This window comes from Shewanella sp. SM87, from assembly GCF_025653705.1.
Taxonomy (GTDB): domain Bacteria; phylum Pseudomonadota; class Gammaproteobacteria; order Enterobacterales; family Shewanellaceae; genus Shewanella; species Shewanella oncorhynchi.
Genome location: NZ_JAKKSC010000025.1, coordinates 1 through 18,486, shown reverse-complemented (window position 1 = coordinate 18,486; position 18,486 = coordinate 1). Strand labels below are relative to the sequence as shown.

The following is an 18,486-nucleotide window of genomic DNA, read 5'->3' as shown; positions in this document are numbered from 1 at the left end:
CTAATTAATCATACCTTCTGATCATTGGTAGGATTAGGTATTATTCCCCCAATTTGGCACTAAATTGAATGTGTGTAGCGCTAAATCGAATCTAGATATCGTTGAATGTGCACTAAAACTGCGACGCAGTGAACAGCAAGCGAACAACACAAACGTATTGCAACAAGGCAACATAGAAAACCCAATATCTACATGAATAGTAAACACAAATATTATTCACCACCACAGTCAATCTAACTCACTTTACCCTGTCAGCGATCCAGCCTAAAGTCGCGACCGCAACCCCGCCTAGCGTATAATATTTGTCTGTTTTCGGAACCGCCGTGGAAAAAATTGCCTTAACTCAGTCGGCTCAAAAGCCCAGCCTTTTCGTCCCCGTAGCAGGGTTAAGTTTGTTTGCTTTGGCATCAGGCTACTTAATGAGCTTAATCCCACTGTCGCTCACTTTTTTCGAACTCAGCACCTCACTTGCTCCATTACTGGCCAGTATTTTTTATTTAGGTTTATTACTGGGGGCGCCTTGTATTGCTCCTGTTGTTGCCCGTATCGGCCACAGTAAAGCCTTTATCCTTTTTTTGAATATCCTTCTTTGCAGTGTTGTCGCTATGATATTAATCCCCAAAAGTGGAGTCTGGTTAGCCTCTCGACTTATAGCGGGATTTGCGGTTGCAGGGATTTTTGTGGTTGTTGAATCATGGCTATTAATGGCCGATACCCAAAAGCAACGCGCTAAGCGGCTTGGACTTTATATGACAGCGCTTTATGGAGGCACTGCCTTAGGACAATTAGCCATTGATTATTTAGGTACAAAGGGCAATCTACCTTACCTAGTGATCATGGGATTATTAGCCGCGGCAAGTTTACCCGCGCTACTGGTAAAACGCGGTCAACCTCAGGTAAGCGAACAACAATCAATGTCATTGTCTGCGCTAAAAAACCTAAGTCAGCCTGCCATTATGGGATGTTTAGTCTCTGGATTATTGCTTGGCCCTATCTATGGTTTACTTCCCATCTATGTGGCACTGGATATGGGGCTTGATCAGCAAACAGGACAATTTATGGCCCTCATCATAGTGGGTGGCATGCTGGTACAACCTTTAGTCAGTTATTTATCTCCTCGAGTTAACAAAAGTGGCTTGATAGTAAGCTTTTGCCTACTGGGTCTCGCAGCATTATTACTGCTCACTCAGCATTCAAATATGACGCTGATTATTGGATTTCTCTTGCTTGGCGCCAGCGCTTTTGCCCTTTACCCGATTGCAATCAGCTTAGCTTGTGACGACTTGCCTGCTAGCCAAATTGTTTCAGCGACTCAAGTGATGCTACTGAGCTATTCGGTGGGGTCAGTAATAGGCCCATTAGTTGCCAGCTGTTTTGGCCAAACGGAGTTCGGCTTACTCATGTATTTAGGCATATGTTGTATTCTGAGCAGTATTTACATTTTTGCTCAATTACTTATTAACACTAAGCCAAGTTTTTCCTCGCCTTAACAAGTCCCATAAAATACATTGCACTGCGACTCAATAATCAGCCACTTAATGAACGATATGCTCATCGAGTGGCTCAAATAGAAAACATCTGCAGTCAAATCAATACAAAACGAACAGCAAAATGATCCACAAAGGTCATAACGTTAAAAATCAGTACGCTCAGTTTTAACATTCAGACAGGGCAGTTGCTTATCCTCCCTAAGTCGCGATAATGCAGCTTACTTAAACACCTGTGCTGACTGTTTTTCCTGAGATTTCACTATGCGCCTCGATAAATTCCTCTGTAAAAGCACAGATCTTGATCGCAAAGCCGCAAGAGTCACCATTCTTAGCGGCTCAATCACAGTCAATGGCGCTATCGTGACAGACTGCGCAATGCAAGTGCATGAAAATAATACTGTCAGCCTTAATGGAAAGCCGCTAGCACCACGCCCATCTCGCTATATCATGTTGCACAAACCTGCTAATACCTTGTGCTCAAATGTGGATGGAGCCTACCCTTCGCTATTTCATCTGCTCGATATCGATCGCGCATTTGACCTGCACATCGTTGGCCGCCTAGATGCTGATACCACAGGCTTAGTGCTACTGACTGACGATGGCCGCTGGTCGTTTAATATTATCTCGCCTCAATATCAGTGCGAAAAAATCTATCGTGTCCAACTGCGAGATCCACTCAACAGCGAAGCGACTGCAGCCATAGCCGCAAAGTTTGCCGCAGGGCTAAATCTACAGGGCGAAACCGCCCTCACTCTGCCAGCAACACTGCAGCAAGTGGATGAAAAAACCGTGCTACTCACACTCACCGAAGGCAAGTTTCATCAAGTCAAAAGGATGTTTGCCGCCGTGGGCAATAAAGTGGTTGCCCTACACAGGGCGCAAATTGGCGCAGTGACCTTAGATGTCGATGTTGGAGAATGGCGCAACTTAACCTTGGCGGAGATAAGCTCCTTCACATCCTAATTGATTAACAAGGCTGAAGCAGACAGGCCGCCTACGTTTATCGACGTTAAAAAAGCAAACAAATACTAATAAGTTTGCAAATCAATCCCATAAAAAATCCCAGTGTTAGCAACAACACTGGGATGTTTATTTGTTTGATACTGCTTAGCAGAATATGAATCGACTAAGAACAGCAATCGTTGCGGCGAACCCAGCTTCTTGGGATCTTCTCAAAAACCACTTTTGCCATGAGTAACGCCAGCAATATGCCCGAGCTTGCCACTAACCATTGAGGTAACATTTGGTGCTCTTCACCAATTTGTGGCATCACCACAAAACCAAAGGTATTAACCAGATAATTGACCAACATACCGGCCACTAAAGCCACGCCAATCACACCGCCAAGATAGCCCCACAGCGCACGTTTACCTAGCTCTTTAGCCACTATGCCTAAAGTCGCGATATTGGTTGCCGGACCTGCCATCATAAACACGAGTACAGCACCCGGTGACACTCCCGCCAGTAATAATCCAGCGGCAATCGGTGTCGATGCGGTCGCGCAAATATACATAGGCACAGAAACGAGCACCATCACTAGCATAGCCAGAATGCCATCGCCCCATTTAGCCAAAAAGTCAGCCGGCACATAGGTTTGTACCAGAGCTGCGAAAAATAAGCCCACCAGCAGCCACAGCGTAGTATCACGCACTAAATCCGTTGCCGCATATTTAAGGCCAATTCCGACACGGCTTAGTACCGATTGCGACTTAAATTCAGTCGCCATATCTTGAGTAGACGCACAGCAGCTATCGCCTGCAGTGTTAGCACTAACCTGCTCAGCAACCTTAGCACTGCCACCACAGCAAGCGCCTTTTTTCACCACCACTATTGTTTCTGGCTCTGTGGTTTGACTGCCACAACATGACCCCACGCTTTCTACTTTAACAGCGTTAACCTTAACCACAGAACCCATAGTTTGAGCAGATCCCATGGTTTGACCGCCAACAGCCATAACACTTGAAGAACCCGCCATTAAGCTCGGCACCGCCATAGGCGTCATTTTGATCTTCGGCTTTGGCTCGGCTGCAGGTGCATCAACATTGTCATTACCACAGCAGGAAGACTTTACGGGCGTTATCGTAGGCGTAGTCGATGAGCAGCAGCTTTTAACCGCTTCGGCTTTTACCATCTCTGGCTGAGCCACTGATTTTGAAGCGCAGCAAGACGCCTCACCCTCTAATGGCTTATCTGATTGAGTATCTACCTTAACCACTGACTTGCCATCGTCATCATCGCGACCAACGAGTAAGCCCGCCACTATCGCACTGGTAATCGCTGCAATCGGTCTGACGATCGCCATAAAGGGGCCGAGTAACACGTAGGAAACGGCGATTGAATCGACGCCCGTTTCTGGCGTCGACACTAAAAAGGAAGTCGTTGCTGCTTTAGAGGCACCAGAACGGCGCAATCCTACCGCCGCAGGAATAACGCCACAAGAACACAAAGGTAAAGGTGCGCCAAGCAGCGCCGCTTTCACTACGGTTTTAAAACCGTGACCACCGAGCTGCTTTTGCATCCACGCCATTGGCACGAATACTTTTAATAGCCCAGCTAAAATCAGGCCCAGTAACAACCAAGGCGCCGAGTCTAAAAACAGATCAATAAAATTCTTCAGTAACATAATTAATTCCCTGACTCTTCATAAATGGCTTTGCCGTGATTATTCTGCGCTTGGTACTGATTTACATTATGAGAGTGATGCTCAACGCGTACCCGCTCAGTGCTGGACTCCAACGCCTCTAAAATAGAGCAATGTTCGGCGCTACGTGGCCCACCACAGCAAGCATCAGACAAGCTTTGTAAACTCGCTTGAAAATGATTCAGCTCAGCAATTTTGGCCTGTACTTGAGCCAATTTACAATCAACCATGCCTTTTACATCGGCACAGACTCGGTTAGATTTATCGAGTTCAATTGACAGCAATTCACTGATTTCATTGAGGGTAAAACCCACAGCTTTCGCCCGTAAAATAAAGCGTAATCGCGCAGCATCGGCCTCGGTATATACTCGATAGCCAGACTCAGTACGGCTCGAAGGCGCGAGTAGGCCGTGCTTCTCGTAGAATCTTAACGTGTCGGCTTTCACCTCACATAAATCCGCCAATTCACCAATACGATACATGTCTTCATCCTTTGCGAAATAGCCCACAACTCAGGGATCATTTCCAGCATACAACTCAATAATGCAAGTATAAACCTTGGAGCCTACTCCAAGGTCAAGAGGTAATTTTAACTTTACTGAAAGCCAACACGGCAATGCCGCTTTGTTCTGATATGAATATTGTGAAATCACGCAGAAAAAACACCCGTAAATCGAGTTTTACGCTAGAATACGCGCGCTGTGACGAAGGGATAAAAAGTTAGCTAATAAAGTAAAAATAGGACCAAGGGACTTTTGGAAAGCAGTACAGCGTTAAGGCTGTTCTGTTTTCCGAAAGATCCTTGAAACTAAAATAACTGGACCCTGTACCCAAATGACTGCTGCAAATAATGCCAGACCCATTCGTCGCGCGCTGTTAAGCGTTTCAGATAAAACCGGAATTCTCGAGTTCGCCAAAGCACTTCACGCCCAAGGTGTAGAATTGTTATCAACTGGCGGCACCGCTCGCTTGTTAGCAGATAATGGCGTGCCTGTTATCGAAGTATCTGATTACACAGGACACCCTGAGATCATGGACGGTCGCGTTAAGACGCTGCACCCTAAAGTGCACGGCGGCATTTTAGCGCGCCGCGGTCTTGATGAAAGCGTGATGACCGATAACAATATCAATGCCATCGATCTGGTTGTGGTTAACCTTTATCCCTTCGCTGAAACTGTGGCTAAAGCCGGTTGTACCTTAGAAGACGCTATCGAAAATATCGATATTGGCGGCCCAACTATGGTGCGCGCGGCGGCAAAAAACCACAAAGACGTTACCATAGTCGTTAATGCCGCCGATTACTCACGCGTACTGGCAGAAATGACGGCTAACAATGGCAGCACGACCCATGCGACGCGTTTCGACTTAGCGATTGCGGCCTTTGAGCACACTGCGGGTTACGATGGCATGATCGCCAACTACTTCGGCACTATGGTTCCTGCACACAGCACGGACGAATGCTTTGCTGATTCTAAGTTCCCACGCACTTTCAACACCCAATTAGTGAAGAAACAAGACTTACGCTATGGCGAAAACAGCCATCAAGCAGCGGCTTTCTATGTTGACACTAAAATTGATGAAGCTTCTGTGGCTACCGCGATTCAGTTGCAAGGCAAAGCCTTGTCTTATAACAACATTGCCGATACCGATGCCGCCCTTGAGTGCGTAAAAGAATTCTTGGAACCCGCCTGTGTTATCGTTAAACACGCTAACCCCTGTGGTGTGGCCTTAGGTAAAGACTTACTCGATGCCTATAACCGCGCTTATCAAACTGACCCAACCTCAGCCTTCGGTGGCATTATCGCCTTCAACGGCGAATTAGATGCTGCGACGGCGAGTGCGATCGTTGAGCGTCAATTCGTTGAAGTGATTATCGCCCCAAGCGTTAGCCAAGCGGCGCGCGATGTGGTTGCCAAGAAGACCAACGTGCGTTTATTGGAATGTGGTCAGTGGAGCACTAAGACCCAAACCTTAGACTACAAACGTGTTAACGGCGGCTTACTAGTGCAAGATCGCGATCAAGGTATGGTCGGTTTAGAAGACATCAAAGTGGTTTCTAAACGTCAACCTACTGCAAGCGAACTGAAAGACTTAATGTTCTGCTGGAAAGTGGCGAAGTTCGTTAAATCTAACGCCATCGTTTATGCCAAAGACGGCATGACTATCGGTGTCGGCGCAGGCCAAATGAGCCGCGTTTACAGCGCGAAAATCGCTGGCATCAAGGCCGCCGATGAAGGCTTAGAAGTGGTGAACTCTGTAATGGCATCCGATGCTTTCTTCCCCTTCCGTGACGGTATCGATGCCGCAGCGGCTGCGGGCATTAGCTGCATCATCCAACCGGGTGGCTCAATGCGCGATGCTGAAATCATCGCAGCAGCAGACGAGCACGGCATGGCCATGGTGATGACAGGCATGCGCCACTTCCGTCATTGATAACAACTTAAATCAAACTTGGCCCTAGCGATTAGGGCCTTTTCCTTTGCGATGTGTGGGAGTTTTAACCATGAAAGTGTTAATCATTGGTGGCGGCGGCCGCGAACATGCCCTAGCTTGGAAAGCCGCTCAATCGGCTCAAGTTGATACCGTTTATGTAGCACCGGGCAATGCGGGCACAGCCCTAGAACCTAATGTTGAGAATCTGGCGATCAGCGCCACCGACATTCCTGCCCTGCTGGGTTTTGCCAAAACCAATAAGATTGAACTGACCATAGTCGGCCCTGAAGCGCCGCTCGTGATCGGTGTCGTCGATGCCTTCAACGCCGCAGGTTTAGCGATTTTTGGCCCAACTAAGGCCGCAGCTCAGCTCGAAGGTTCAAAAGCCTTCACTAAAGACTTTTTAGCCCGCCACAATATTCCAACGGCGGGTTACAAAAACTGCACTGAGATCAGCGACGCCAAAGCCTTCGTGCGTGAATTAACGGCCACAACAGGTTATCCAGTGGTCATCAAAGCCGACGGTTTAGCCGCGGGAAAAGGCGTGATCATCGCCCAAAACCAAGCCGAAGCCGATGCCGCAATTGATGACATGCTCGCCGGTAACAAGTTTGGCGAAGCGGGTTCACGCGTAGTGATTGAAGAGTTTCTCAAGGGCGAAGAAGCTAGCTTTATCGTGATGGTAGATGGTAAAAACATTCTGCCAATGGCAACCAGCCAAGATCATAAAGCCCGCGATAACGGCGACTATGGTCCAAACACGGGTGGTATGGGCGCTTACTCGCCAGCACCTGTGGTAACCCAAGCGGTACACGATTGGACTGTGGCAAACGTGATTCGCCCAACGGTTGATGGCATGGCGGCAGAAGGCAATATCTACACAGGCTTTTTGTATGCTGGCTTGATGATATCACCCGATGGCAGTGCCAAAGTGCTCGAGTACAACTGCCGCTTTGGCGATCCAGAAACTCAGCCCATCATGATGCGTTTAAAGTCTGACTTAGTGGAACTGTGTTTAGCCGCCACCCGTGGCGAGTTAGATAAAGTGACAGCTGAATACGACGAGCGCGCAGCCGTGGGCGTAGTATTAGCCGCTGGCGGTTACCCAGATGAGTATCGCAAATTTGATGTGATTGACGGTCTCAGCCTTGGCGATAACGACGGTAAAGTTTTCCATGCGGGCACTGAGATGAAAAACGGCCACGTCGTTACCAACGGCGGTCGCGTATTGTGTGCGACGGCATTGGGTAACACAGTCACCGAAGCGCAAAAAGCCGCCTATAAATTGGTTGATGAAATCCACTGGGATGATGTGTATTTCCGTACCGATATTGGTTATCGCGCGATCGCACGTGAACAGCAAGATTAATTAATATCTCTATTAAAAAAACCGGCAAGAAGCCGGTTTTTTTGTGCCTGCTTTTTGACAAGTGCCAAATATAACGTCATGATTTTCAATAAAATTATGCAATTAATTCTATTGAAAACAGGGGCGACAAGATACAATGTCAACCAAATGTTAAATACACAAAGATCAAGGACTCCCCATGAGGATTAGACTACTTTATGCCTCCATTGCCATACAGCTTAGCGGATGCGGTGGCGGCTCAGAAGATGCTGGCACGACACCACCACCCACTCAGCCGCCAGTCCAACCTCCCGCGCTGGTACAATACACCGCCAACAGCCTATCGGTAATAGGTGGCGCACTGAGTCCAAGCAGCCAAAAAGTGGAGTCTGGCAAAAGCGCTATTTTTAGCGTTACTGCCGATACCGGCTTTACGCTTGAGGGCATTACTGGCTGTGGTGGCACGCTCAATGTGCTGACTTACACCACTGCGGCCATGACGGCCGATTGCACTATCACGCCGACATTCATCAGTAATGCCGAAAATGCCATTAAGCACCAAGACCACAGGCTTGCCAGTGCGAGTGAGTTAATTGATTTCAGCATCGCCGAACTCGCTAATATCGACATCAAACGTAAAGCCCAGATAAATCAGCTATATCAAGGTGTCGGTAGCAGCATCTCTTGGCATCCAACCCATGACTCAATTACCTTTTCGAGCTTTATGCCGGAGAACACTTTTACTGTCTTACCATCAAATGTCGATGGCAGTGGGGCAAGCGCCGTTCGTGGGTTAGTGATGGCGGGCGAGCAACAGGGGCAAAGATATGCGGCCATGGCGGGGAATCTGTTTTCCGTCAACACTTCGGCTCAAACCGATACTTTATTGAAAAATCTTTTAGGCTGGCTGACCAAAGGTGCCGATAAAACCGACGGCATCAGCATAGTGACCGCCCAAATGCCGAGCAAGGCTGACAGTTGGTACTTTCCCCATAATGAAGGGATCCGCACTTGGCTCACAAACAACTACCCCGCAGCCCATAGCATTAATACAGCAAATACCTGTGACTACAGCGAGTTAAGCAACTGTATCAACACACTGAAACCGGATCTGATTATCATTAGTGACATAGACCGTCAGTCCTTGGGTTTTGCAGGCATAAAAGCCGCGATCGCTAAGGCCAAAGCGGCAAGAATTCCCTTGTTGCTCTCTAACTACTGGCGTAATGAAAGCCCAATACTGTCGCCACTTTACCTTGAGATGGGGCTTTCTACCTCTGGCAATTACTGGTCAAAACTCAATGCCAATAACCTCAGTGTGACCGACATTTTGGTCGAAGACACCGCCCTGGCCAAGGTGAATAATTTGCTCGGTAAGCTTAACGAAGACCGCTTCGACACCTCAGTACTCAACGACTGCGGCGGTAATTACTTGAGCTGTAATGCTGCCGCCTTTGTTGACTCATTCAAGGCGGGTGCCGATTGGTATCGAGCCAATGCTGAAACCTTAGATACCCATGCTATCGATGTGTTTACCAAAACAGACTTCCCCTTGATGAAGGCCGGACTGCTGCTCGCCGATAAGTATCGCAGCGAGATTGACTACCCCATAGCCTACAGCGAATACGCCCAGTGGCAGCAGGCCCTGTTTGCCGATTGGACCGTCAGCTATGCCCGTAGCCATAACTTAGCCCAGCCAGATTTAGGTGAATATGTTACCGACAGAGCTAACCTCAGCAAGGGCAGCAATGCGCACTACGCTTATCCTGCGACTGTCACTGAACGTAAAACCATTAGCGTGCCCTATGCAGGCCAATGGACGACCACTGGCTGGTATGCACTGCCAGGACAAACCATTAAGCTGACTCGTCTCGATAGCAGCGCTGCGAATGTGGAGATCAAACTCAACTACCACAGACGCAATACTAACCGTGCCTATGAGCAGAAAATCTACCGCGGCCCATTGGAGTTGGCGCAGCAACGCCTGCGCTTAGCTCAAGGACAAAGTCTTGAATTTTCTTCCCCCTACGGCGGGCCGATTTATCTGTATATCAGTGGTGATACTTCGAGTACTGATGGCGGCGCGTTAAGTGTCGAAGTCAACGCTGAGCATGTGGCTAAACATCCGACCATTATGGATTTTTCAAACCCTGCAGAAATAGCAGCCTTTAACGATCGCATCCAAAATACCGAATTACCCCATGTGGACTTGCGTACCGATGGTGCCGAGCAGCATCTGCGTCGCGACCGCTTTTTAAACGCCATCGGCGGGGATGTGCCCGATGTAAACGCGCTACTCAAAAGTATTGTCGATGACCATATCAACAGAGTTTACACCCTTGCGGGACTTAAGAGCCAAGGCAAGAGCTTAAGTGAATCCTTACCCGCCGATGTGCTAGCGGCTTGCAAAGGACTGTTTGGCGACGACTGTATCGATAATAGTCTGCATACCCGCACTATCATTCAACACGCGAATTATGACCAAAATGCCCAGTGCGGTGGAGGTTGTAGCGGTAATCCTTGGGACGCAGCATGGAATATCGACCCAACGGGTTGGGGTGATAACCATGAGTTAGGCCACAATCTGCAAACTAACCGTCTCAATGTGCAATATGCTGCGGCAAGTGATAATGAAAACTGGGCAGGTTATGGCAGCCGCGCAGGGGAAAACTCCAACAATATCTTCCCCTATGTGGTGAAGTGGAAAACCCATTATCTGCGCGACGGCAATACAGGCACAGTGACCGATGGTCACATGAACCACAAGGATCTCTTTTATGTGTTTATGTCCGATGCCGCAGGTACAACAAACACCAGTGGTAAACGCGTAGTGTTTGGCGCCAATTGTAAGGTGCTCGATGCTGGTGAAGACAGATACACTGCGCCTTGGGCCAGCAATGCTTATGCTGTGCATAACGGTTATCGCATGGCGTTTTACATCCAAATGGCGCTTAAGGCTCACGGCATGACTCTCAGTGACGGCACCACTCTGAACAATGGCTTTAATCTCTTTAACTTGCTGTATCAACACAGTCGTATTTTCGGTAAATATGCGAATAACGCCAGTGATTGGGAAGCGAATCGTAGCAAACTGGGCTTTAGCCAATTTTCGTTTGAAGGCAATAGTGTCTACGGTGGCAAAACGGTGAAAGATATTCCGGGCAACGACTTTATGCTGGTGTCTTTGAGTAAACTCACAGGCAAAGATTGGCGCAGCCATTTCGATATGTTAGGCCTGCACTACTCAAGCCTTGCGGCCGCGCAAACAGCCGCCAATGCCACATCAGGGGCTATCCCCATGGGCATGTATGAGTTAGAAACCGACTTGCCACCTGCCAATATGAGCCAAGGTTTAACCTTTGTGCCCCTGTCACTCACTGATGGTAAAACCCTGTGGAAAGGCATGGGTTCGCCAACCCAGTGTGCTAAACCTTAATTGCACTAATAAATCTTAATCTCGCTAAGATACTAACTCTATTCATAAACCTCGCTCTGGCGGGGTTTATGTTTGCCTGAAAATGTGATGTAAAGCACATACCTAGGTTCAGATGACGTGCACCATCTAGCTTCTTATATTTTTAACAATCATGAAATTAATGGGGTAAATATATGGGTTATTCGATAAAAGATCTTATTTATCAAGGTGAAAAATCAGGCGTGCATAACTGGCAAACCCTAGAAGGAGCCAGCTTTTACTGGCATCCAGATTGGTTTCATATTGCAGAGGATATGACGGGCCATAACGCGACTGTGACTATCGATATCGATGGGGACAAAGCGACTCAAAGTGAAGCTGAACAATCCATCATTAAGCATCTCAATAAGAGTGGCAAATAGCTTGTAGTGGCAAAGACTTTAGTGCCCGGAGGCGATCGCCCTGCGGGCAATTTTGTCGATTAAGCCTGGCGCGATCAGCTTAAGCCAACGCCCCAAACGACCGCGAAGTGAAGTAATCAGTTGACGGCCTCGAGTTGCAATCACTGGCAACATCATATTAGCGCATTGCTCAGCAGTCAGTATCTTAGCTTCTTGCATCGGTGACTTGCCTAAAGGATTACCTGCACCATCGAGGGCGCGTTTGTGAATTTGTGACACCACAAAATCGGGGCAAATGACAGTTACGGCCACATTGTCATCCACTAATTCAATCCGCAAAGAATCGAAAAAGCCAATCACAGCATGTTTAGAAGCGGCATAACCGCTGCGAGTAGGAACGCCCGTTAATCCAGCGACTGACGCCACAACCACCACTTGGCCTTTACTGGCTTTCAAGTGCGGTAACGCGGCATGGGTTAAATACGCAGGACCAAGATAATTCACCCGCATTATGTCTTCAAGCACCGAGAGCTGAGTCAGTTCATCAAAACGTGACCACATAGTCATGCCAGCATTGTTAATCAAAATATCGAGATGGCCATAATGCGCAACTGCAGCTTCAACTAAGGCTTCACACTGTTCTGGGCTGGAGACATCGGCGGCAAATACAAAAGGAGGCGGACCATAATTAGCGATTTCTAAAGCGAGTGAGGCGAGACGTGTTTCATTACGCGCACTGAGCACCAGTTGGCAGCCCATTCGCGCCATTGCCACTGCGAGCGCCCGACCAATACCTTCTGAGGCACCCGTGATGATCACGACCTTGCCTGTGAGTCCATCCATAGTCATTCCTTTGTTATCGCTATGTTAATTACGCCTTTTGCTAAATTGGCATAATCACGCTAAAAGCGCAATCCTTCACGCGCGTTGTGCAAGCCTCATCTCGTATTGCTCACGATAATTAGCTAAGGGTTGCGGGCGCCCTATCGCATAACCTTGCGCATAGTTAATGCCTATACTCAACAACCTGTCAATAATATCCTGATTCTCAACAAATTCAGCAACAGTCTCGATTCCCATAACCCGACAAACATCCTGAATCGATTTAACGATGGCGTAGTCTTTAGCATTCACGGCGAGGTTCTTAATAAAACAGCCGTCGATTTTGACATAATCCACCGGCAGCTCACGCAGATAACCATAAGAGGCAAAACCACTGCCAAAATCATCCAGTGCAAATGAAAAACCGAGTTTACGTAACTGCTTCAACATTTCCATACCACGATTGCGATTTTGGATCGCGGTGGTTTCAGTAATTTCAAAACAAATACATTGGCTTGGAATATCAAAAATGTGTTGCTGCTGGGCGATATATTCCACCATACCTTCGGCACCTAAACTATTGCCCGAAAGGTTGATCGAAATATAATGATCAGGCCAAAGCACGGGGTTCAAAGACAACCATAAAAAAGCTTTGCGGATGACTTCTTTATCGATATCAGGCATCAACTTAAAACGTTCTGCGGCGGCTATAAACTGCGCAGGCGCCAAAATGCGGCCACAGGGCTCTTGAATTCGTAACAGAATTTCCATTCGTTGTCGCTGCGGACCACTGCCTAGTCCGCGGATCGGTTGGTAATACAGGATCAACTCGTTTTCTTCAATCGCTTGCGCGATACGTACCGCCCACTTAGGCGCATTTCTTTGGTAGGTGAGTTCTTTATCTTTATCATCGTAAAAATGAATTTGATTAGCCCCCTTAGCTTTAGCGGCAATGCAGGCAATGTCCGCGTCTTTCAATAATTCTTGCGCATCAATATAGGGCGCACGACCAAAAGCGACACCTATGCTGAGACCAACTTTATAATTACAGTTTTTATCGTTCAACACTTGCATGGAGACTTGCGCGATCATTTGCTTCAGTAATTGCGCCACAGATAAGGCACTGCGATTACAAATCACTAACCCAAACTCATCGCCACCAAGGCGCGCCAATAGCTCCTGTGGCCCAAGACAAGCCTGCATTGCCTTGGCCACCATAGCAAGCATACGATCGCCTGCAGTATGGCCACAGCTGTCGTTAATCAACTTGAATTGCTCCAAATCGAGGTAACAAACGGCGATGGTTTTAGCTGAGGCGGCAAATTGGGGTAACTGCTCATCAAATGCCTGACGGTTTAGCAGCCCTGTAATGCTATCGAAATTTGCCCTTTTTTGTAGCTGGTGTTTAAGCAACTCTTCTTGAGTGATATCCCGCAATACCACGACAGTACCAACAATTTCTTTATCGTGATTGCGCAGATTGCTAATACTGCGCTCCATAATCCGAGGCGAAGCAGTTAATAGCTTGATTTTCTCGACCTGCGGCGCTGATTCTTCGAGACGAATGCAGGTAAAAACCGCCTGATTCAACTGCTCCCCAGCCTTTAACAGACTCGCAAGGCTCTGACCTATGGCATAGCAACTAGCAACATCGAGAAGCAACTCGGCCCGCGGATTCATATAAATCACGTTGGCATCGACATCGGTCAAAATCACCGCTTCAGCAATGGATTCTAAGGTGATTTTCGCACGTTCTTTTTGCTGATAAATTCTTGCCAGCAAGCTATTAACACGGCTGGCGAGCACTTCTAATTCTTCATTACCCTCGCTTGTAACGGGTTGATAGACACTGGACATAGGATCGACCAGCGCCAATTGATGCATCAGATTTTTAAAGGGTTTGAGTAAGCCCGAACGCAGCCAAATATAACCAAGACCAACAATAAACACACCAAAGAGAATAAATCCAAGCGATACCCAATCGAGTTGAAATTTAACCTCCCTAAAGGGACCATCGGAAAACAGTACTTGCAGGTAGACAGGCTTATCTTTTAGCAGGCTTGGAATGTTAATCGCGTCACTGTGCACACCATCAACTGTTGGCGTAACGTCGCGAGAATGACTCATGCTCACCTTAGTCACCAATAAGGCCTGAGCATATTCCAGTAAGTCTTTATCAGTCAGTTGGCGTACCAGCAGCACAGATTCATTGGGCGCAGAAGCCACGGAAGTAACGACATAAGCATACTTGCCCATCAAATAAGCGCCAGCAACACTGGGCTTATCGGCACTGACAATAGCACTGGCGATTTCTCGTAACTTATCATTCTCAAAGGGACGTTCATTGGGGAAAAAAGGGTGCAATTCACCCTGCCGTAGAATATACCAACTCAGATTGGCTGACATTGAGCTATCGCGCCACGAGGATTCAAGCTTTTTAAGTTGGTCTTCATCTAATTGAGACAAAGGTAAGGCATAAATATTAGTGAGAAAGGTTAAGCGATCGACATCAATTTGAAACTGCTGCTGGATATTGGCAAGCTCACGGTTAGCACTATCTTGACGTAATAGCTCGACGCGATGGTCGTACCAATAACCAAGACAATAGGAGACAATTACCACCGCAGGGAGACAAAAGCCCGCAATAAATACCATTATTTTCTTGCCAATGTGCATCTCTTACCACGGCTTGTTATGACTAAATTGATTGACGGCCTTGCATAATCCTTCACTGCGCCATGCAACATATCTTATTTGCGAATAGTATTAAACATCACTTCGCTTTAGTCGTTGCTAAAGTAGACATTTTCATGCAATTAAATCAATTTTATACCTTTGATTTAAATTAAAATTTATAAATTAAACGATTATAAATTTTACTTTTTTATCAAGATAATTCACACATAATCAGTATGTGAATATAGGGAATTCAAGTCGTTGTTTAAAAGTAAGACTCATTAAGCTCGCAGACGATAGAAACCACCGCATACGCTAATCCATAAAGATATCTTCGCCAGAAGCTCCAACGCTATCAAATTCAAATGTCGGATATAAAACAGGCCCGCAAGCGGGCCTGTTTCGCAAACCAAAAATTACTTATGGTATTGCTTTGATTGTGCATGAACCGCCTTGATAAAGGCGCCAGCATGTTCTGGATCGACATGCTGATGAATACCATGGCCTAGGTTAAATACATGGCCAGTACCTTCACCATAACCCGCTAGAATATGACCAACTTCCTCTTCGATACGTGGAATTGGCGCATACAACATGGATGGGTCCATGTTGCCTTGCAATGCAACCTTATGGCCTACACGACGACGGGCATCGGCAATGTCTACCGTCCAATCCAAACCTAGTGCATCACAGCCAGTTTCTGCCATCGCTTCTAGCCACAAACCACCGCCTTTAGTGAACAGAGTCACAGGCACTTTACGGCCATCGGCAAAGCGTGTCAGACCATCAATAATCTTCTGCATATAACGCAAAGAGAACTCACGGTAAGCAGAATGCGATAACGCACCGCCCCATGAGTCAAATATCATCAAAGATTGCGCACCGTTAGCAACTTGAGCATTCAGGTATAAGATCACTGAATCGGCTAATTTATCTAACAGCATGTGTAATGCCATTGGCTCAGCGTAAGCCATCTTCTTAATTTTTTCGAAGGTTTTGCTCGAACCACCTTCAACCATGTAAGTCGCTAAGGTCCAAGGTGAACCAGAAAAGCCAATTAACGGCACTGCGCCATTAAGTTCACGGCGAATAGTGCTAACGGCTTTCATCACATAACCCAGCTCATCTTCTGGATCAGGAATTGAGAGCTTTTTGATCGCATCGATAGTGTCTGTTGGGCGCTCAAAACGTGGGCCTTCACCCGCCTCAAAATACAAACCTAAACCCATAGCATCGGGCACAGTTAGGATATCGGAAAACAAAATCGCCGCATCGAGATCATAACGACGTAAAGGTTGCAGCGTGACTTCACAGGCAAGCTCATGATTTTTACACAAAGACATGAAGTCACCCGCTTGAGCGCGAGTGGCTTTATATTCAGGAAGATAACGGCCAGCTTGACGCATCATCCACACAGGGGTCACATCGACAGGCTCTTTTAGTAGGGCGCGTAAATAACGATCATTCTTTAATTCTGCCATTGGGCTTGGTTCCTAGTCTTATTGAGATCCGCTGGGTCGGTAGTTTAGCATTTACGCGAATAATGTAACCTTTATGTGCAAATTTATGTGAGCTATTCCCCATCATTGGCGTCGATTTGACCGCATAAACCGGAAAATGTTATCCAGCTAACATACTGCTCATTTATTCGTAACGAAGTCACACTCAGACAGAAAAAAGTTGCGCCGGTTCCCCGCCTTTGGTATAAAAAGTCTGCGCTAGCAAGAACAATCAAGAAGCTCGTCGCATCGAGCCTGCTATAAACTTTACTCGCCCAACGATAGGTTTCTATCGTTGGGCTTTTTATTGGCATTTTTCGATACGAAACAGCTGGTTTGTCCATTTCGTCATTCTCGCAAATTCGCATGAAAAGAGTTGATCGATTAGCAACTTGTCCCTACATTAGAGTTATGTGCTGGCACTTAAATGGAATGCATCATGCTGAGAGAACTCGAAAAAGCAGAACAGAAGTGGGGCGGTTCAAATAAGCTTATTGATCAATGGCTAAAAAACCGTCGAAAACTGTTAGTGCATTACTGCCAAATTGCTGGGCTTCCTCCTTACAGTAAATCAGAAAAATCACTTCCCTCGTTCGAACATGTTAAATCTTTCTGTGACTTATTAGTTGACTATGTCTCCGAAGGACATTTCGAGGTCTATGATAAAGTCGTTAATGCCTGCAGTGAATATGGCGAAACAAGCAAAACGCTCGCGCAACAAGTATTGCCCAAGATAACGCCAACCACAAATGCAGCATTAGATTTCAACGATAAATATGCGGAAACACAAGACGATTTCGTATTATATCAACTCGATAAAGACCTATCTGAGCTCGCCCATAACATGGAAACACGCTTCGAACTCGAAGATGAACTACTTGAAGTTCTCCATCGCAAACATTCTGAGCATAACCAGTAGTCCTCCTTCATAAGCGCACCTTGCGGCATCTGTGCGCTTATCTATCTTTTCCCCTCAATCGTTTTGAAAATGAAGTAGCATCGCTTTGGGCGACTACTGGAACACGTCCTAGTTCCATTAGACAGCAACCGTTTGAATCAAATTGAATCCGATAGAGCAGACGTAGTCATGGCCAAGGCAGCACACATTGGCAAATCGTTGTTTCAATAGGTATGGCGATATTGTTATGTAATGCTCGATAGCCTGAATGCATTGAGGAGCTAAAGAGGATGACTCAGTTGTGCTTTCGGGAATGGGTAAATTTTGCTAATTAATAGAATTGGTTTAGCTTTAAAACAAAAATTTCATATTCTGATAAGGATGTCATCTACATGATGGCCGACTATGACGATAACCACATGCTTCGAGCCCGAAGCATGTGCGTCACTGACACGAATTATCCACGACGCCATAACGAAAAAAGCCTCATCTTTCGATGAGGCTTATCTCTTAATGTTGGCGGAGCGGACGGGACTCGAACCCGCGACCCCCGGCGTGACAGGCCGGTATTCTAACCAACTGAACTACCGCTCCTTTAGCTTAACGTCTACACATTAACCTAAATTAGGCGCTTGGCGATGACCTACTCTCACATGGGGAGACCCCACACTACCATCGGCGCGTTTGCGTTTCACTTCTGAGTTCGGGATGGGATCAGGTGGTTCCACAAGGCTATTGTCACCAAGCAAATTCTGTTTATTACCGTGTCCATCTCTGGACCACGTTAATAATAATTCGGAAAGCTGATTTTCTGTTGAGTCTTTAACTTTATCAAGTATCTGTATTCTGTCTAAGGCTTTTCG

The 18,486-nt window shown here is 46.9% G+C and carries 12 protein-coding genes, 1 tRNA gene and 1 rRNA gene; 7 read left to right on the top strand and 7 right to left on the bottom strand.

Annotated elements, in window-relative coordinates; all coding sequences use genetic code 11:
* Window positions 1-323 precede the first annotated feature (323 nt).
* Both L5M11_RS17545 and L5M11_RS17540 read left to right on the top strand, forming a co-directional pair.
* Window positions 324-1,490: an MFS transporter gene (locus tag L5M11_RS17545; RefSeq protein ID WP_263179994.1), complete on the top strand. Its 1,167-nt coding sequence runs from the start codon at window positions 324-326 to the stop codon at window positions 1,488-1,490.
* A 261-nt stretch (window positions 1,491-1,751) separates the two neighbouring features.
* Window positions 1,752-2,453 carry a pseudouridine synthase gene (locus tag L5M11_RS17540; protein WP_263186545.1) on the top strand — a complete coding sequence of 234 codons (702 nt, stop codon included), beginning with the start codon at window positions 1,752-1,754 and terminating at the stop codon, window positions 2,451-2,453.
* A gap of 163 nt (window positions 2,454-2,616) precedes the next feature.
* On the opposite strand, the gene L5M11_RS17535 is transcribed toward L5M11_RS17540, so the two are convergent.
* Window positions 2,617-4,113: a permease gene (locus L5M11_RS17535; RefSeq protein ID WP_263192852.1), complete on the bottom strand. Its 1,497-nt coding sequence runs from the start codon at window positions 4,111-4,113 to the stop codon at window positions 2,617-2,619.
* 2 nt (window positions 4,114-4,115) lie between these two features.
* A complete protein-coding gene (gene zntR / locus L5M11_RS17530) occupies window positions 4,116-4,613 on the bottom strand; it encodes a Zn(2+)-responsive transcriptional regulator (protein ID WP_263171890.1) in 498 nt (165 codons plus the stop codon).
* Between the two features lie 352 nt (window positions 4,614-4,965).
* On the opposite strand from zntR, the gene purH reads away from it, so the two are divergent.
* The 4 genes from purH (at window position 4,966) to L5M11_RS17510 (ending at window position 11,749) form a co-directional block, all read left to right on the top strand.
* On the top strand, window positions 4,966-6,564 hold the full coding sequence (gene purH, locus L5M11_RS17525) for a bifunctional phosphoribosylaminoimidazolecarboxamide formyltransferase/IMP cyclohydrolase (RefSeq protein WP_263186548.1): 1,599 nt from the start codon (window positions 4,966-4,968) through the stop codon (window positions 6,562-6,564).
* A gap of 70 nt (window positions 6,565-6,634) precedes the next feature.
* The gene (purD, locus tag L5M11_RS17520; protein ID WP_263186549.1) at window positions 6,635-7,933 is read left to right on the top strand and encodes a phosphoribosylamine--glycine ligase; all 1,299 of its coding nucleotides are present in this window, start codon (window positions 6,635-6,637) and stop codon (window positions 7,931-7,933) included.
* Between the two features lie 178 nt (window positions 7,934-8,111).
* On the top strand, window positions 8,112-11,348 hold the full coding sequence (locus L5M11_RS17515; protein WP_263192851.1) for an ImpA family metalloprotease: 3,237 nt from the start codon (window positions 8,112-8,114) through the stop codon (window positions 11,346-11,348).
* 173 nt (window positions 11,349-11,521) lie between these two features.
* Window positions 11,522-11,749 carry a hypothetical protein gene (locus tag L5M11_RS17510; RefSeq protein ID WP_105250390.1) on the top strand — a complete coding sequence of 76 codons (228 nt, stop codon included), beginning with the start codon at window positions 11,522-11,524 and terminating at the stop codon, window positions 11,747-11,749.
* 18 nt (window positions 11,750-11,767) lie between these two features.
* Here L5M11_RS17510 and L5M11_RS17505 read toward each other — a convergent pair whose 3' ends face one another.
* The 3 genes from L5M11_RS17505 to hemE all read right to left on the bottom strand — a co-directional run bounded on the left by L5M11_RS17505 (window position 11,768) and on the right by hemE (window position 16,707).
* Entirely contained in the window at window positions 11,768-12,571 is an 804-nt protein-coding gene (locus L5M11_RS17505) for an SDR family oxidoreductase (protein WP_113941707.1), read from the bottom strand.
* A gap of 75 nt (window positions 12,572-12,646) precedes the next feature.
* Window positions 12,647-15,226, bottom strand: a complete 2,580-nt coding sequence (locus L5M11_RS17500; protein ID WP_263192850.1) for a putative bifunctional diguanylate cyclase/phosphodiesterase — start codon at window positions 15,224-15,226, stop codon at window positions 12,647-12,649.
* Between the two features lie 416 nt (window positions 15,227-15,642).
* Window positions 15,643-16,707, bottom strand: coding sequence for a uroporphyrinogen decarboxylase (gene hemE, locus L5M11_RS17495; RefSeq protein ID WP_006079904.1), 1,065 nt, complete (start codon window positions 16,705-16,707; stop codon window positions 15,643-15,645).
* 457 nt (window positions 16,708-17,164) lie between these two features.
* Here hemE and rsd point away from each other — a divergent pair, with 457 nt between their 5' ends.
* On the top strand, window positions 17,165-17,644 hold the full coding sequence (gene rsd / locus L5M11_RS17490) for a sigma D regulator (RefSeq protein ID WP_263192849.1): 480 nt from the start codon (window positions 17,165-17,167) through the stop codon (window positions 17,642-17,644).
* Between the two features lie 496 nt (window positions 17,645-18,140).
* On the opposite strand, the gene L5M11_RS17485 is transcribed toward rsd, so the two are convergent.
* Window positions 18,141-18,217 (bottom strand) — tRNA-Asp (locus tag L5M11_RS17485).
* A gap of 36 nt (window positions 18,218-18,253) precedes the next feature.
* Window positions 18,254-18,369, bottom strand: a 5S ribosomal RNA gene (gene rrf / locus L5M11_RS17480).
* Between the last annotated feature and the right edge of the window lie 117 nt (window positions 18,370-18,486).

What these genes read in the sequence shown, in the direction of transcription:
- L5M11_RS17540 (WP_263186545.1), top strand. Translation starts at nt 1,752, where the DNA reads ATGCGCCTCGATAAATTCCTCTGTAAAAGCACAGATCTTGATCGCAAA.
- L5M11_RS17535 (WP_263192852.1), bottom strand. Translation starts at nt 4,113, where the DNA reads ATGTTACTGAAGAATTTTATTGATCTGTTTTTAGACTCGGCGCCTTGG.
- zntR (WP_263171890.1), bottom strand. Translation starts at nt 4,613, where the DNA reads ATGTATCGTATTGGTGAATTGGCGGATTTATGTGAGGTGAAAGCCGAC.
- purH (WP_263186548.1), top strand. Translation starts at nt 4,966, where the DNA reads ATGACTGCTGCAAATAATGCCAGACCCATTCGTCGCGCGCTGTTAAGC.
- purD (WP_263186549.1), top strand. Translation starts at nt 6,635, where the DNA reads ATGAAAGTGTTAATCATTGGTGGCGGCGGCCGCGAACATGCCCTAGCT.
- L5M11_RS17515 (WP_263192851.1), top strand. Translation starts at nt 8,112, where the DNA reads ATGAGGATTAGACTACTTTATGCCTCCATTGCCATACAGCTTAGCGGA.
- L5M11_RS17510 (WP_105250390.1), top strand. Translation starts at nt 11,522, where the DNA reads ATGGGTTATTCGATAAAAGATCTTATTTATCAAGGTGAAAAATCAGGC.
- L5M11_RS17505 (WP_113941707.1), bottom strand. Translation starts at nt 12,571, where the DNA reads ATGGATGGACTCACAGGCAAGGTCGTGATCATCACGGGTGCCTCAGAA.
- L5M11_RS17500 (WP_263192850.1), bottom strand. Translation starts at nt 15,226, where the DNA reads ATGCACATTGGCAAGAAAATAATGGTATTTATTGCGGGCTTTTGTCTC.
- hemE (WP_006079904.1), bottom strand. Translation starts at nt 16,707, where the DNA reads ATGGCAGAATTAAAGAATGATCGTTATTTACGCGCCCTACTAAAAGAG.
- rsd (WP_263192849.1), top strand. Translation starts at nt 17,165, where the DNA reads ATGCTGAGAGAACTCGAAAAAGCAGAACAGAAGTGGGGCGGTTCAAAT.